At 41.3% G+C, this 16251-nt stretch carries 11 protein-coding genes and 1 tRNA gene; 6 read left to right on the forward strand and 6 right to left on the reverse strand.

Translation table 11 applies throughout. The annotated features are described in order from the left end of the window. Window positions 1-47: 47 nt before the first annotated feature. Entirely contained in the window at window positions 48-1361 is a 1314-nt protein-coding gene (locus GSF04_RS19535; protein ID WP_039493939.1) for an amidohydrolase, read from the reverse strand. A gap of 128 nt (window positions 1362-1489) precedes the next feature. Here GSF04_RS19535 and GSF04_RS19540 point away from each other — a divergent pair, with 128 nt between their 5' ends. After that, window positions 1490-2701, forward strand: a complete 1212-nt coding sequence (locus tag GSF04_RS19540) for an HD-GYP domain-containing protein (protein WP_211858497.1) — start codon at window positions 1490-1492, stop codon at window positions 2699-2701. On the opposite strand, the gene GSF04_RS19545 is transcribed toward GSF04_RS19540, so the two are convergent. Both GSF04_RS19545 and GSF04_RS19550 read right to left on the reverse strand, forming a co-directional pair. Beyond that, on the reverse strand, window positions 2698-3687 hold the full coding sequence (locus GSF04_RS19545; protein ID WP_211858499.1) for a general secretion pathway protein GspB: 990 nt from the start codon (window positions 3685-3687) through the stop codon (window positions 2698-2700). The genes GSF04_RS19540 and GSF04_RS19545 overlap by 4 nt on opposite strands. An 8-nt stretch (window positions 3688-3695) precedes the next feature. Next, a complete protein-coding gene (locus GSF04_RS19550; protein ID WP_130125811.1) occupies window positions 3696-4610 on the reverse strand; it encodes an AAA family ATPase in 915 nt (304 codons plus the stop codon). 90 nt (window positions 4611-4700) lie between these two features. On the opposite strand from GSF04_RS19550, the gene GSF04_RS19555 reads away from it, so the two are divergent. The 3 genes from GSF04_RS19555 to GSF04_RS19565 all read left to right on the forward strand — a co-directional run bounded on the left by GSF04_RS19555 (window position 4701) and on the right by GSF04_RS19565 (window position 12056). Then, entirely contained in the window at window positions 4701-5801 is a 1101-nt protein-coding gene (locus tag GSF04_RS19555; RefSeq protein ID WP_211858502.1) for a tRNA nucleotidyltransferase, read from the forward strand. Window positions 5802-6265: 464 nt separating this feature from the next. Then, window positions 6266-9190, forward strand: a complete 2925-nt coding sequence (locus tag GSF04_RS19560) for a TonB-dependent receptor (RefSeq protein ID WP_211858504.1) — start codon at window positions 6266-6268, stop codon at window positions 9188-9190. Window positions 9191-9374: 184 nt separating this feature from the next. Then, window positions 9375-12056 (forward strand): ATP-binding protein, encoded by a 2682-nt coding sequence (locus GSF04_RS19565; protein WP_211858506.1) that lies wholly within the window; start codon window positions 9375-9377, stop codon window positions 12054-12056. Here the strand turns inward: GSF04_RS19565 and rimI are convergent. From rimI to GSF04_RS19580, 3 genes are all read right to left on the reverse strand, one after another. Continuing rightward, window positions 12048-12494, reverse strand: coding sequence for a ribosomal protein S18-alanine N-acetyltransferase (gene rimI, locus GSF04_RS19570; RefSeq protein ID WP_211858508.1), 447 nt, complete (start codon window positions 12492-12494; stop codon window positions 12048-12050). The two genes, GSF04_RS19565 and rimI, sit on opposite strands and share 9 nt — an antisense overlap. Beyond that, window positions 12484-12780, reverse strand: coding sequence for a hypothetical protein (locus GSF04_RS19575; RefSeq protein ID WP_211858509.1), 297 nt, complete (start codon window positions 12778-12780; stop codon window positions 12484-12486). The genes rimI and GSF04_RS19575 overlap by 11 nt, the downstream gene beginning before the upstream one ends. A 64-nt stretch (window positions 12781-12844) precedes the next feature. Beyond that, window positions 12845-12921, reverse strand: a tRNA-Trp gene (locus GSF04_RS19580). A gap of 934 nt (window positions 12922-13855) precedes the next feature. Here GSF04_RS19580 and GSF04_RS19585 point away from each other — a divergent pair. Both GSF04_RS19585 and GSF04_RS19590 read left to right on the forward strand, forming a co-directional pair. Continuing rightward, window positions 13856-15481: an RNA-directed DNA polymerase gene (locus GSF04_RS19585; protein WP_211858510.1), complete on the forward strand. Its 1626-nt coding sequence runs from the start codon at window positions 13856-13858 to the stop codon at window positions 15479-15481. Further along, a complete protein-coding gene (locus GSF04_RS19590) occupies window positions 15478-16191 on the forward strand; it encodes a hypothetical protein (RefSeq protein WP_211858511.1) in 714 nt (237 codons plus the stop codon). Before GSF04_RS19585 ends, GSF04_RS19590 begins: the two co-directional genes overlap by 4 nt. Window positions 16192-16251 lie beyond the last annotated feature (60 nt).

The raw sequence follows: 16251 nt of genomic DNA on the forward strand, positions 1-16251 counted from the left end.
GCCGAGGCTACCTTTTTACTATGTTAGATAAAAATGCTAGATAAAGCTTATTTTTGATTAAACAAAGCAAGTGCACTATTGCTCATCGCTCTTACTCCGGTTGCGATGGCAATAGGATAATCTGGTGCAAATTTACTAGAATGCAATGAAGGTAAAGGCTCTCCGCTTTTTTGTGCCGCATCGAATACCGCTTGATTAACACCACCTAGCCAAAAAATGGTAATTGGTACATTGTCATCAGTACGGCCATATAAGCCGAAGTCTTCACCAGCCATCACAGGCTGAGATTGTTCAACATTTTCTGCACCAATTTCCTGCTTAATAGCGCTAGTTACAAACTCAGCCAACTCCGGATTATTATACGTAGATGGAATGCTTTCGCTTTCATGAACGATAACCTCAGGCACAAGACTGTCCTCCAACCCTGCACTGTGTGCAATGCCTGCAGTCAGACGTTTGATCGCCGCAATTTGTTGCTCACGTACATCCGGATTATAAGAGCGTAGCGTCAATTGTAGTTTCACTTCGTTTGAAATAATGTTGTGCTTAGAGCCACCGTGAATAGAGCCTACTGTGATCACCGACGGCTCTAACGGAGAGATCTCTCGTGACGTAATGGTCTGTAGTCCTAGCACAATCCGCGAGGCCAGTACCACAGGGTCGATGGTAGTATGTGGATAGGCTCCATGCCCCCCTTTACCCTTGACAATGATGTCAACTGAATCAACATTAGCCAGTGCATAACCCGGTGCGATCGCCACTTTACCGGCAGGAACCGCAGCACTTACATGCAAACCAAGCACATGATCGGGTTTAGCAAACTGAGTATACAACCCTTCCTTTAACATGGCTTTTGCGCCGCCCCCCACTTCTTCAGCGGGTTGAGCAACTAACATCAATGTACCTTGCCACTTTTCCTTGTTAGCCATTAGCTGTTTTGCCGTGCCGATTAAACTGGTCATATGGATGTCGTGACCACAACCGTGCATCACACCAACCAAATTCCCCGCATCATCTTTCACTTTAACTTTTGATGCGTACGACTTTCCTGTTTCTTCAATAATTGGCAAACCATCGGTATCGGCTCGGATCATCACCGTTGGACCATCACCGTTTTTGAGCATGCCGACAACACCAAAACCACCCACATTTTCAGTCACGTCATAACCTAGTCTGCGCATTTCATCCGCCAAACGCCCGGCTGTTTTTTCTTCTTTATAAGAGAGCTCAGGGTTTTGATGTAAATGTAGGTACAAAGATTCAAGTTCAGGCATAGACTCTGCAACTTGTTGTTTCAAATTAGCATTCGCATGCCAAGACAAAGTGGCAATGAGACCTAATGCCAAGGGAGATAAGCGCATAAGATAGACTCCTTTTTGTTTCTTTCAGGATGCGGGTTTATTGGGGGAAAATCAATCATATTTATATTTTAATCCTTTCTATTTTACCAAGCTTTGCTACGCTTAAAGACACAACTAAAGGAATCCTCATGCCAGAGATTAATATTAATATCAGTGATTTAGAGCCGGGTATGTTTGTTGTCGGTGTGACAAAGCAGACAGGCTCAGTTGCGATTAAAACCAAGGGCTGGGTGAGAACGAAAACAAGCATTACAAAGCTACAAAAGAGTGGTGTTTTAGAGGTAACGGTCGATCCCAGTAAGCGCCTTTCAGAACACGACCCTCACGATGAACCTCCTCATGATGAAAATATAGAAGAGCCGCATAAACCAGAGCATGATCCTTGGCAAACCAAGTGTAGTGTTGACGCAGAAATGCAACACGCAGTGACACTTTACGACGAAGCAAAAGCAATTCAAAGCAAAGCGTTCGCGGATATTAAAGCGGGTAAAGCGATAGAAATAGAGGCTTTTAAAGCAACAGCAAGCGGCTTTATTGACTCCGTATTTCGCAATCAAGATGCACTTTCCTGCATTGCTCGGATCAGAGAAAAAGACGCCTATCTATTGGAGCACTCTATTAATGTTTCTATCTTAATGGCTATTTTCTGTAAGCACCTTGGTTACTCAAGAGAATTAACCGAGGAAATGACCACAGGCGCGCTACTCCACGACATTGGTAAGATAGAAATTCCTGATGATATTTTACATAAACCAGGAAAATTAAGCCTTGATGAGTACCACATCATGAAGTCTCATGCTAAATATAGCTTTGATATTTTGCTCAATGCGGGTCTTGGACGAGTTGCTTGCGAAATAGCGGGTTACCACCACGAGCGCCTCGATGGGACAGGGTATCCTTATGGCAAAACTGCGGATGAATTACCACAGCATGTCAGAATGGCCGCTATTGTAGATGTGTATGACGCATTGACCGCCGAGCGCGTCTATAAAGAGGGCATGACACCAATTAAAGCCTTTAAGTTAATGCGTGAAGGCTGCCCTCACCATTTTGACGAACAACTACTAAGCCGGTTTATTGCTTGCATTGGCGTATACCCTGTGGGCACCCTAGTAAAACTCACTAGTGGTAAGGTCGGTGTTATTGCCCAAAGTAACCCCAAAACACCTTTAAAGCCCGTCGTGAAAGTGTTTTATCACGCTAAGCACATGCATTACATTGAAGTTCAGGATATAGATTTAAGTGCGAAAAAAGCAAATGATGAGCTAGAGTCGGCGGTCAAGCCTGAAGAATTCAAGCTTGACCTTATTCGGTTTTTTAAACACTCAATGCTGCCTTAATATGAAGGCAGCCAATCCTCCATTGCCTCAAGGCTGAATTCAATCCCGTCAAAATCAAAACGTGTTTGCTCTGGTGTAATTTCTACAACGGTCAAAGCCCCTAGACTATCACCCTCATATAAAGGTCTATTGTTTATTTTTATCCACCGCTCATGAGAGTCGGTAGCATAAATATGCGCTTGATAACGCAAGCTTGGAATACTATTTTGCAATTGAGCAGGCAACAACGCGATGGGCGTAGCTGAAGCAGAGTCCTTAGTCGTAGCAAGCACCTCAGGCTCTTCATGCGGTGCCGTTTCTTTTACCGCCTCAGCAAAGGCTTTTTTAAGTTCTTCTGATACGCCAGCAAGTTCATCATCTTGTGGTTTTGGCTTAGCACCAAATACGCGATAACCCGCATATTCACCAGCCGTTTGGATTTCTCCGGGAGATGAGTCTTGAGTAACCTGATTAGGTTGAATTGCACCCGATGTCGGGACAGTGGCAGGAACAACAGCTACAGCTTTAACAGAATCTACCGGTACCAATTGTTGTTGATATAAAGGCTTGCCTTGGTTATCAACACCAATTTGCACAGACACCCACTGGAAATGCTGCTCAGGCTCAGCAGTTTGCGCCGCTAGATTAGGATTAACAGTGTTGTTTGTCGCTGAAGTAGTCGCTGGTCTACTCACTTCTTGACTAGCAACTATGGCTTTTTGCGCCTGCTGATTATTCTCCACCGCAAGATCTGTAGAAAGCTCAGCTTGCTCATCTCTTTTCGGCTCCACTTTAGACGTTACTGCAGGTTGCACTTCCTCGGGGGTCGTTATCTTGCCAATATAATACCCCGCCCCAAGTGAAGACAAAGACAAGAGACCCGCACCGGCATAGGTAACAAGCTTTTTATAGAAAATGAGTTGGGCGTCTTGACGTTGACTCAAATAATCTTGCTCTGCATCTGCGCCTTGTTGCGACTGTTTCATTGCACTTGTTAAATACGACATGTTTCCCTCTACACCAACTTTGCCAAGCCAAAGCCTGCAACAAATAACACACCAAGCCAAGCCGTAAACAATAAAGGCACGCGATTTTTTTCTTGGCTTGCAACTGGCACTAAATTAGTGGGTAGCGCCTCTTTTGCAGCTTGAACAGCGATTGCTTTCGTTACCTGAGTTTGTGACGCCGAGTACGCACCTAATAAACACCTGTCGGCCAACAAGTTTATTAATCTTGGGATCCCAGCTGTCACTTGATGTACATAGGCTACCGCATCGTGGTGAAACAACGCTTGCTGACAACCTGCTTTTTGCAGTCGGTGCTGTATATAAGCAAACACTTGCGATTCGCTAAGTGGTAGCAAGTGATAACGCGCAGTGATCCTTTGTGCCAATTGACGTAGCTCGTTGCGCTGTAACAAATGCTGTAGCTCTGGCTGACCTACCAATACAATTTGTAGCAATTTTTTATGATCTGTTTCCAGATTAGTCAGCAGCCTAAGCTGTTCAAGCACCTCTGGTGCTAAATGCTGAGCTTCATCAATGATCAACATAGTATGACCACCACTATGATGGTTCTCTAACAATCTATGCTTAATCACATCGGTAAGCGATTTTAACGTGGCGTTGTTGCTGTCATAGTCAATTTCCAACTCATCACAAATCGTCGCAAGCAGTTCAAGCTCTGATAGTGATGGATTAAGTATAAAAGCAACCTTCGTTGATTCAGGTAATTGAGCCAACATGCTGCGTGTCACTGTGGTTTTCCCCGTTCCCACTTCACCTGTCAGTAGCACAAAACCGCCCGCGTCACCCAACCCATAGGTTAAGTGTGCAAGTGCTTCCTTGTGACGTTCGCTAAGGAATAAAAATTCAGGATTTGGAGCAATCGAGAAGGGTTTTTCAGTTAACCCAAAATAGCGTAAATACACGACTTGTCTCTTTATTGTTATGATGCGCTCTATAATGGCAAAATCCGGTTCAAGATAAAACCTCGAATCGCAGAAAATGGAACATAGAAAATGAAAATCTACCTCGTCGGCGGTGCAGTTAGAGACGAACTGCTAGGACGCCCAATAAAAGAAAGAGATTATGTCGTCGTTGGCAGCACACTCGAGCAAATGAGCAAACTGGGTTATCAGCAGGTTGGTAATGATTTTCCTGTGTTTTTACATCCAACGACCAAAGATGAGCACGCACTTGCGCGCACTGAGCGTAAAAGTGGTCAAGGATACACTGGGTTTATTTGTGATTTTGGCCCTGAAATCACACTGGAAGAAGATTTACTTCGCCGAGATCTTACCGTTAATGCAATTGCTAAAGATGATGATGGTTCACTTATCGACCCTTATGGCGGCCAAAAAGATTTAGAAAGCAGAATATTACGCCATGTGAGCAATGCTTTTAGTGAAGATCCACTTAGAGTGCTGCGAGTAGCGCGTTTTGCAGCTCGCTATAAAGAATACAACTTCACCATTGCCGCTGAAACTTGGCACCTTATGCAAACCATGGTTGCTAACGGTGAATTAAAAACCTTAACCAAAGAGCGTATTTGGCTAGAAATAGAAAAGACAATCCAAGATAAAGGTTTGGGGCACTTTCTACATACCATTTGGAGGCTCAGAGCGCTTGATGATGTCACTCCATATATCCCAACATGGGATGAAGCAGCCTATGACAAATTCCAAAGCGCACTCTCTAGACTTGAAAAGAATGATGAGCTGGATGGATTAGCACAATTCAGCCTTGCCTGTTACTTTTCGGGTGCTAGCTTGATTCAGTTAGCGCAAGCAAAACGATTCAAAGTACCTAATAGTTACATAGAAAGCAGCAAAGAGCTCATCACAAATCTCGATTTATTGAGCAAGGAAAATAAAACACCGGAGGATTGGCTTATTATATTACAAAATATTGACGCATGGCGCAGACCTGAGAAATTAGCGCGTTTTTGTTATATTTGTAGCAAGGTAAGTGATAATTTCCGCGTGCTTTGTGACAAACTTACACAGAACTTTTTAGCAACTCGCAACATAGACGTACAAGAGATCATTGCAAAAGGCTATCAGGGAAAGGTTATTCAAGAACAGCTCAAACTCAGACGCCTAAAAGCTATACAAAACTAGCCATCTACCGTGAAAAGATAGGTTGATTTTCAGCCTATCTTTAAAAGTTCCCACAAAAATGATCTCCAAAATATCAAACGCTCATTTTTAACACAGCAAATACTACATAAAAATTACAAATACAGCTACAAATACGCTCAAAATTACCGCTAAAACTTATACCATTCCTATCAAATATAAATTTATTGTTTTCAAAACAATAACAGAATTTGTAAACACTCACTAACCGTAAATAAAAAATGACACAAAGACTCAGCACAACCACATGATTAATAAGAATAAAATCAAAACAGGAACAGCAAAATCACATATTACACCTTTTATAAACATCATACACATTTAGACAAAAGCCATATTTAACAATTGTTTATGGTAAAAACGCTGCACCTATATTGCGATATCTCCTCTTTCAAATGTATGGAAAGAGTTGACCGTCGTTATAAACAAAGTAAATAAGGGTCAAAATGTTGAAGAAGTTAAATCTAGTTACCGCAGGTATCCAAGTTGCTTTAGTGGCTGGTGCCGTAAGTAGTTCAGTAGCTGTTGCAAACGAACAGACAGAAGCAAAATCAGTAGAGCGTATTCAAGTTACAGGTTCTCGAATTAAACGTGTAAACCTAACTTCGCCGACTCCAGTTACCGTTATCGGTGGTGTGGAGCTTGAAAACCAAGGCATCACAAACGTAAATGATCTTTTAGCTGAAATGCCTCAAGCAACAGTTGGCCTATCTCCAGAGAATACTACTAGCTATATCTATGCATCAGGCTTAAATACAACTGACCTACGTGGTTTAGGTTCAGAGCGTACATTGGTACTAGTTAATGGTCGTCGTTTTGTACCAGGCTCTGTTGGTGATACTGCTGTAGATTTAAACAACATCCCTACCTCTATTATTGAGCGCGTAGAAATCGCAACAGGTGGTGCAGCAGCAGTATACGGTGCTGACGCTGTGGCTGGTGTTGTAAACATCATCACGAAAAAGTCATTCGATGGTGTAGAAGTTGATGTGTCTACAGTAAAGCCTGAACAAAGCGGTGGTGAGGAATATTTCTTCTCTATTACAGGTGGCCAAGAACTAGAAAAGCTATCTTTCATTACCTCTTTAAACTACACCAAAAATGAAAGCTACGCGAAACTAGACCGTGACTTCTTCAAGCGCGGCATGAGATCTATCTCTAACCCTGCAAATACAGGAGGTAGTGACGGTATTCCTGCAGATATCGAGTTTAATCACCCAACAGCGCTTGGCTATTACTCAGAGCGTGGTGACTTCTTTGCTTGGACTGGTACAAAGACACGTGAAGCGTTTGAGAACCACCACTTCACTTTCGATGAAGACGGTACAATGCGTCCATTCGATTACGGTCTTGGTCTAATTGATGATCCTAACCCAGCTATTTCAAAGCGTGCTGCTGGCCGTTACACGTACGACGAAGCAAACCCTGGTGATGCTATCTTCAGACACGGTTATAAAGATTATTTCCGCACACCTCTTGAGCGAATGATCGGTACTCTTTACGGTACTTATGAGCTGAATGATGAACATGCACTAACATTTGATGCGACTTATTCTAAGACAGAAGCAACGACTGAAAGTAGCCCTGCATTCTTCTCACACACAATCCGTCGCGATAGCGCATTTGTAAACGATGCCATGGGTAAAGTGATGGATGACGCAGGTCTAGACTCTGTAACACTTTATCAAGCAAACGAAAACTTATGGGGTGACCGTAAGTACAACCAAGAGCGTGAAGTATTCCGTTCATCAATTGGTGCGGAAGGCATCATTAACGATGACTGGAGCTACAGCACATACTTCCAATTCGGTCGTATCGAACAAGACACGCTGTGGACTGGTGAAGTTTATAAAAACAACCTAGCTAATGCGATTGACTCTGTATTAATCGATGGTCAAGTTGTGTGTGCTACCCGTGATGCTGACGGTAACGTGACTGGTGCACGTGAAGGTTGTGTACCATTCAACCCAATGGGTGCAACAAGCGCAACTCAGGAACAACTAGGTTACATTTCAACGACTGCAACTCGTTTTGCAAGACACGACCAAGCAGTATTTGGTGCAACGGTTGATGGTGTATTATTTGAATTACCTGCAGGTTACGTAAGTGCAGCGTTTACAGCTGAGCACCGCCGTGAAGTTGCTAAGATCCGTCCATCTGAAAACATGGAGCAGGGCCTTATTAAAGGTAACTCAAGCCTACCTATGGATGGCGAAATCGAAGTTAAAGAATTCTCAGCAGAGGTTTCTGTACCGCTACTAATGGATGAGTTCCTAGCTACTGACCTTACTTTTGAAGGCGCATACCGTTACATGGATTACTCTGTAACAGGTGGTGACGATGCTTGGAAACTAGCACTAAACTGGGGTGTGACTGACGAACTACGTGTACGTGTAAACCGTTCTAAATCGGTACGTGCGCCAAACCTAGGTGACCTGTTTACTCCAAACTCTAAAACTTACAGCTCAGGCCGTGCAGACGTTTGTCGCGCAGATTCAATTGCAGAGTTAAGCAGTGACTACAAGTACAGAGATAACATCATCAACAACTGTCAAGCTGCTGGTCTAGCTGCTGGTTGGATGCCTTCTGATGAATGGTTATCTGGTGGTAGTTTACCTGGTTACATTCAAGGTAATACTGAGCTGAAAAACGAAGTATCTAATGACTACACTATCGGTGTAATTTACACGCCAGAGTTTGTTGAAGGCTTGGATCTTACTGTTGATTACTGGTCATTTGAAATCGACGGTGCAATTGAGTACTTTGGTCGCGACAGTGTTAAGCTATGCTACGAAGCGTCTTCTTTAGACAACCCTTTCTGTAGTAACTTTGTTCGTAACAAAGATACTGGTGAAATTGAGAACTACTATGCGCGTCCAATTAACGCTGCACAAATCACCAAAAAAGGCATGGACTTTGAATCTGCATACAAATTTGACGCATTAAACGGTGAGTTTGCACTTAAACTAACTGCGACTTATTTGATTGAAGATAACCAAAACTCAACTGGTCGTGCGGAAGACTTCCGTAACTACATGGGTGAAACGGATGACGCACCACGCTGGAAAGGTCGTTTCAGCGCACTGTACACGCATGATGATTCTGCATACGTAGTAACAGTAAACTATCGCCACAGCACTGTTGAAGATAACGAGTGGACACCTGAAGATAACAACTTCAATGAGGTTTCTTCTTACACTACTGTAGATTTCATGTATAAAACTAACTTGGTTGAAGATCTACAACTACGTGTTGGTGTAAATAACGTGTTTGATAAAGAGCCACCTCGTACACCGTATACATACGATGACGGTGAATTCTTCGATGTTAAAGGTCGTCGTCTATCACTAGGTATGAAGTATAACTTCTAATCTGCTGTAAAATTACGATCCGAAAGCCTCCTTTTTGGAGGCTTTTTTATTTAGCCCCCACCTTTTATCGTATTTTCGACGCAATTGGACAAACTTGAGTATTCACCTCTCCCCGCTTATGATTTAATACTCATGTTAATTTTTTTGTCATTAAGATTTCGTGTAGCAAGGCAGCTAGTTATCCATGAAAACAAGCAAGTTAAGTATTCGACTCCTTTGGTATATCACCCCGCTTGTGATATTACCCTTGCTGTTTCTTGGCGGATTTACGCTCACGAATGTAACTAGCTCAACACAAAAACAAGCCAAGCTCATTGTTAGTCGTTTCGTTGAACAACAACAGCAGAAGATGTTCAATTATATTGAGATCTACCAGTCAACAACAAAACTGCTCTCAACCTCTCCAGTACTTAGTGACTTTCTTAATTCGGCCAACCTTGAAAGGATGGAAAAAACCAAACGTTTAGGTGCACTGATGGATGTATTTGCCAGTTATAGTGAAGCCTACCCTGATATTATCAGCATCAATCTTTTATCTCCCAATGGCAGAAGCTCCGCATTTTATTCCAGTAACTTAGGCGAAGCGCCAAACCTCTACCCTTTCGCCAAACAAATCATGCAAAGTAACTTGCGCCAACATCAATTTATGGTTGCCTCAAGTGCAGGTACACAGCTGTATTTTGTCCAGCAAATCTACAGCGTAGATTACGAACTCAAGCAACCTAGACAACAAGGTTATATCGTCGTACAAGTCTCTCCTTCTCTTTTAAGTACCAGTATTCTCGAAGCACCGTACGACAATACGCTAAACCTATTAGTGAGTATTGATGGTGAAGTGTTATTCAGCTCAGATACGAACCTCATTGGCCACTACTTAAGCGCCAGTGAAATAGAAGAAATTGGCTATATTGCTGACCTTGGCCAATTAGACTCTACCGTTATTCATAGTATTGATAATGTGGAAAGGATGACCTACAGCGCGCAACTAAGCGGAGGCTACTTTTATATTTCAACGATCCCTAAATCACTACTTTATCGCTCAGGTAAAACCATTAGTCTGATCACAGCATTGATCGTTATTTTATCTGTCGTTACATTGCCAATTTTGATTTTTATCGTGGTCCGCAACCTGTTGCTCAACCCCATAGAATTACTGGGGGAAGCGAGCCATAGAGTCGGAGATGGTGACCTAATGGTGGCGCTACCGGAGCATAACAGTGACGAAGTTGGCATCCTTTTTCGAGATTTCAACCATATGATCGGCCAAATTCGTACCTTTCAGCGAGAGCTTGAGGATTACAAAGAGCACTTGGAAGAAAAAGTTGAAGACAGAACCAAAGAATTAGAAGAGACCAATAGCAAGCTAGAAGTTGCTATCGTAGAAGCCGAGCAAGCAAACCAGCTTAAAAGTCGCTTTTTAGCTAACATGAGTCATGAGATACGTACCCCGCTGACTGCTATTATGGGGTTTACCGAGCAGCTTATACAGCATCCTAATTCTCCGACCTCAAAACAGCACCTAGACACAATTTTAAGAAACTCTAAACACCTTTTAGAGCTTATCAATAATATCTTAGACCTTTCTAAAATTGAGGCTGAAAAGCTGGATGTGGAAGAATCAGAGGTCTTGGTAATGCCACTCATCAATGATATTGAATCCATCATTGAACCGATGACGAATGAAAAACTACTGAACTTTTCCACAGAATTTATTCTACCCTTGCCTGACAAGCTTTACACCGACATTACTCGCTTAAAACAAATCTTGCTTAACATCGCAACAAACGCGGTGAAATTTACTGAGTACGGTGGCGTTCATTTAAAGGTGGAATTTAAACCAGAATCTGAAAAGTTTATCTTTAGCATCAAAGACACCGGAATTGGCATGTCACAAAATGAGCTAGAGCGCGCATTTAAGCCTTTTGAGCAAGCCGACACAACAACAACTCGACGCTTCGGTGGCACAGGGCTTGGCCTTTGTATTTCAAAGAATTTAGCACAACTGCTTGGCGGTGACGTGCATGTTCAAAGCCAACAAGGCACAGGAAGCTTATTTTCTGTTGAGGTCTCTGGTAATTTCAAAGAGCGCTCGTACTCTTGGCTAAACGCACTTGAGCGACCAAAACAACCGGATAACGGTAAAACCCATATTGCGGCGGTAAAAGAGCTTGATGCCAAAGTGCTTGTTGCGGAAGACAACCCCGATAACCAAGAGCTTATTACGCTGCTACTGTCTAACTGGGGCATAGTTCCTGATATTGCTAATAACGGTGCTGAAGCGGTTGAGATGGCGCTGGTTGAAGACTATCAACTGATCTTAATGGATATGCAAATGCCAGTCATGGGTGGTGAAGAAGCAACGCAAATGCTCAGACATGCCGCCTACGATGGACCAATCATCGCGCTTACTGCTAACGTAATGAAACACGACATAGACAACCATATTAAAGCAGGGTGTGATGCCACTCTAGGCAAACCGATAGATAAAGAATTGCTAGGTAAATTGCTACTAGAGTACCTTGAACTTCAAAATGACAAGTCCTCTTCATGGGATGCCTTATTAAAAACCGAAAAGTTCTTACAAATAAGTCGTAATTATGTCGAAAAGCTACCGTCACAGCTAATTGAGCTGCAAAAGCTTTACGATAAACAAGAATGGGAGTCTTTAAGGGCACTGGCACATAGTATCAAAGGCAGCGCGGGTTGCTTTGGCTTTATGAATATTCATGAAGCCGCAGGGGAACTAGAAACAAGTTTGCAAAAAACACAAAACAGTAACCGCCATTACTATTTGCTTAAGCTCACTGAGGCTATGCGCTATACCCTATCAATAGACCAGCCAACGGATAATAGTCACTTAGGCTAATGGTAAAGCCATTAGCATTGCATCTTCACGACCATGAGTGCTCGGGTAGTAGTTTTTTCTCAAGCCCATTTCGACAAAACCATAGCGATGATATAACGCGATTGCTGTAGTGTTTGACGCTCTAACTTCAAGGAAGATATTTTCTGCCTGCAAAGCCTCTGCTTGCGCTAACAAATCTTCCATTAATGGCTTCGCGTAGCCCTTACCTTGATAATTAGGACGAATACAAATATCCATCAAGGTTAAGTCTGGGCCCGCACGCTCTGCAACGTAGAAGCCCACCAGAATATTACCATCGACAATAGCCGTATTAAAGTAACGACCATGAAGGCAAGACTGCATGGTTTTCTCACTCCAAGGAAAAGCATGACAGGCTTGTTCTACTTGCATAATCTCATTAAGTGGAAATTGTAGTAAACCACCTTGCTTAACTTGCATCTTGTTGACTCCAGATTAATTGCCACAACTCACGCTTTTGAGCCGTACTTAGTTGTGCACTTGGCAAACTTAATTGGTTATTCTCAAATGCAATCGTGTTGCCCATGACAACCTCAATTTTTCTACCCATGACCAATTCAAAATCCTGCAACAAAACAGTCGGTAAAGCTATTTGCTGAAGCTCATTCGCAGCAGTAGCAACGACAGCGTTAGGATCAAGATGTGCAAATGTAGAATTTAGCTTTAGCGGTACAATATCAAGAATATCTGCGTAAATCGGATTCATAGCTAAGCAGTTTAATTTTTTAAGGGAGTTTACTTTGAAAATATGCGAAGTGCAAAATAAGAAGTGGCAGGGGCGGCAGGACTCGAACCCGCAACCATCGGTTTTGGAGACCGCTGTTCTACCAATTGGAACTACGCCCCTGCAATGTCGACGCATTATAAAGCGCTTTTTTGAAAGGTAAAGTGAAAAAATCACTTTTTTGATTCAACTGCTTCTAAAACAAGCAAAATGGCGGATATTTATCATATTCGCCCTTTTCTTAAGCTGGGTGCTAACTCATTTTAGAGTCATTACTCCCACTCGAAGATCAACAGAAGAAAATATATCTACATAGCAGCTAGTTAGAAAGCTAGCTGCTCTCGATACCATCACCTATACCATCCGCAGAACTTTTTTGATTTTTTGCTGATCGTCGGCGCTTTAGTTCAGTTTTAACCTAGGCCGAAGATTCTTGTATATTACGACGAAGCTCTTGTATCTTTTCGGTAGTAAACATTCTCGGACCCGAGGTAATTCTATCCATCTTGTGCCTCCAACTTGTCGCAGCACATTTTAAAACGCATTAAAACATAAGTGGAGAAGCCAAAGACAGAAAACGTGACACAGATACCGCATTGGCCTTGTCAGCATTGTAAGGCAGGTATCTTGCGGCTAATTGGCGTATTCAAGTTAGATGCACCAACGACCAAAGTAGACCGAACGAATTAGCAGCTCGATAGCTGCTCAAAACCAATTAGTTAACCTGCTTAATTGCTCAGGCTAGCGGCCTCTGTGCGCGTAAAAAATATAATTGCTTATTAAGGCAAATTTAGGTGTAATGAAGACATAATAAGCGCTGAGCGATGCAGGGAAAGCTTACATAACACTAGCTAAACTGATTACACTAGCTAGGAAAGTGAGAGCCTCCAAAAAGCCTGTTTTTTCTAAGTAAGCCATAGCATAAACAACACCAACTCTGTCACACCGAGTAGGTAGCGGCTCAGTCCAACAAGCGATTATGCAACACAAACTGCGTGTCGCATAAATACTAAAATGTTAGCATTATCAATCTTACATTCGCAACATAAGGACAGTGATGAGCAAATTTAGACAATACTTAAAGAAATCTGTTGAAAATATCATTGCCCATGGGGACACTGATATTTTTCCTTTCCCTGTTGAAAATCTTTTATTTAATGATAAACAAACTGAAACTATAGATTTGTTAGAAAAGGTTCACTCCTCATTTGAAAACTATTTATCTGAATATCCAGTTTTACACGAAAAGGCTTTACAAGCAGTCGGTTATCATGGTTTCAGATATGGGACTCAAATAGACCCTCTTTGGAATGCATATTTTTTGGCTTTAGTTCTGTCCATTTCCGATGATATCGAAGCTGCGAGAATCCCCACCTCCAAAAAGAAGGTTTTCTCATATAGATTTAACTACGATAAAGACAAAAAATATCTCTTTGACCGTCAATACAACTGGTCTGAGTTTAACAAAAGAGCAGTAGAGTTAGCTAAGAGTAAACCTGTTGTTCTAAAATGCGATATTTCAAATTTTTATCCTAGTGTTTACCACCATAGAATTGAAAACGCTTTAAGAAAAGCTACAACAAACACAGAGTCAGTAAAACGTATAGTTAAGTTACTTTCAAAGATTTCTAAAGGTGTTTCTTACGGTCTTCCAGTAGGAGGTCCAGCGGCTAGAATATTAAGTGAGTTATTATTAAATCGAATAGATCGCTTGCTACTTTCTGAAGGAATTGAATTTTGCAGATATGCAGATGATTACATCATCTTCACTGATTCTGTTGAAGAAGCGTACGGAAATCTCATTTATTTATGTGAAAAGTTAACTGAGAATGAAGGCTTAGCAATCCAAAAGTCAAAAACTCAAATAATGACCTCAAGTGAGTTTTTATCACTATCAGAACTTGGAAATCAAAATGATTCCGATGAAGATAATATCCAAGCTGATAATTTCCTAAAGTTAAGACTATTTTATGATCCTTATTCTCCGACTGCGGATACTGACTACGAAGACTTGAAAAGTGAGTTAGAAAAGTTTGATGTTGTGGGAATGTTAGGAAAAGAAATCAGTAAAAGTCGTATTAATCAAGCTTTAACGAGGAGGCTTATAAACTCCATTAAATACCTTAGTCCTCAACAGAGAAAGGCTGCAATATTTTCCTTGTTTGGTCAACGAGATGAAGCTAAATCCAATCTAGATGTTTTATATCCTGTTTTTCCATCTGTAATGTTGCTTTGTCGCTCAATCATGAGCGACCTTGATAATGATTCAAGGGAACTAATCTTTGAAGATCTGAGAGGTCTAGTAATTAACGAATCATATATCACTAAAGTGCCGATAAACTTGATGTACGCTGTTAGGATTTTAGCACATGACAAATCTGAAGAAGCTGATTTTGCCCTTATTAAAGCGTATAAAAACCAAGTAAATCCTGTTATCACTGCGGAGATCGTTCTTGCTATGGCACAACATGACTCAGATTATTGGATTTCTGATAAACTAAAATCGTTTTCTTCGCTAAGTAGGTGGGAAAAACGTTCGCTTTTAATTTCATCCTATATTTTAGGGGACGAAGGACAACATTGGCGCGATAAAGTAAAAGGGGAGCTTTCTGATTTAGATACATTGTTGATTAAGTGGTTTGGTGAGCGTTTTAATATCAGCGGTTGGGGCACTCTTTTATGATTACTGTTACTCAGTTATCTAGAAATTACCCGTCTACATGGAAGAAAACCTTTCCATTTTTAAATAGGCTAGTTAGGAAATGTAACCTTCAGAAAGAAACATTTGATGATGGCATTTTTTCAGAATCGGAACCAACTAGGCGAGCTTTGATAAATGAAACGGGTTTCTATTTGTACAAAAAAATGGTAGAGAGCCAAATTGATAAAGTTAGTAAATTGACTCAAGAAGATGTATCAAAAGTTGCAAAATCTGCCTTTTCTTACATTAAGAATTTAGATTTTAATCCTGATCAATTAACCCCTTTGGAAGAAGATGAAATAAAAGAATCTAAACTCATAGCAAAAAACTTATTTTATTACTTCTTTTATTACGAGAAAGGAGAATTAATTACTATATCTCCACATTTTTCAGGTTGTGGTTTCGTATCAGACTGCTTTGGAGATGTTTTAGCAGGCACTACACTGTACGAAGTTAAGTCTGGTGAAAGAGATTTTAGGATTGCAGATTTAAAGCAAATACTTATTTATTTAACTTTAAATTACTCTTTACATCAAAATACTATTAACCAAATTGGGCTTGTTAATCCTAGACTAGGAAATTACATCGTTCTTTCAGTTAAAGATGCTATTGAATTAGCATCAGGTCAATCTACGGTTGACTGCTTCAATGAACTCATTAATTTTTTTGATTCACCTGACGATTTTAGGTAAAGCTAACAAAGCCTTAAAGTTGGATTCGTTACCGTTGGCTCGGTTCCGCTTCGCTTCACT

Source organism: Pseudoalteromonas sp. A22, from assembly GCF_018141345.1.
Taxonomy (GTDB): Bacteria; Pseudomonadota; Gammaproteobacteria; order Enterobacterales; family Alteromonadaceae; genus Pseudoalteromonas; species Pseudoalteromonas maricaloris.

Bases quoted from the DNA above. Each gene is read 5' to 3' on its own strand.
- GSF04_RS19535 (WP_039493939.1), bottom strand. From the start codon at position 1,361: ATGCGCTTATCTCCCTTGGCATTAGGTCTCATTGCCACTTTGTCTTGG.
- GSF04_RS19540 (WP_211858497.1), top strand. From the start codon at position 1,490: ATGCCAGAGATTAATATTAATATCAGTGATTTAGAGCCGGGTATGTTT.
- GSF04_RS19545 (WP_211858499.1), bottom strand. From the start codon at position 3,687: ATGTCGTATTTAACAAGTGCAATGAAACAGTCGCAACAAGGCGCAGAT.
- GSF04_RS19555 (WP_211858502.1), top strand. From the start codon at position 4,701: ATGAAAATCTACCTCGTCGGCGGTGCAGTTAGAGACGAACTGCTAGGA.
- GSF04_RS19560 (WP_211858504.1), top strand. From the start codon at position 6,266: ATGTTGAAGAAGTTAAATCTAGTTACCGCAGGTATCCAAGTTGCTTTA.
- GSF04_RS19565 (WP_211858506.1), top strand. From the start codon at position 9,375: ATGAAAACAAGCAAGTTAAGTATTCGACTCCTTTGGTATATCACCCCG.
- rimI (WP_211858508.1), bottom strand. From the start codon at position 12,494: ATGCAAGTTAAGCAAGGTGGTTTACTACAATTTCCACTTAATGAGATT.
- GSF04_RS19575 (WP_211858509.1), bottom strand. From the start codon at position 12,780: ATGAATCCGATTTACGCAGATATTCTTGATATTGTACCGCTAAAGCTA.
- GSF04_RS19585 (WP_211858510.1), top strand. From the start codon at position 13,856: ATGAGCAAATTTAGACAATACTTAAAGAAATCTGTTGAAAATATCATT.
- GSF04_RS19590 (WP_211858511.1), top strand. From the start codon at position 15,478: ATGATTACTGTTACTCAGTTATCTAGAAATTACCCGTCTACATGGAAG.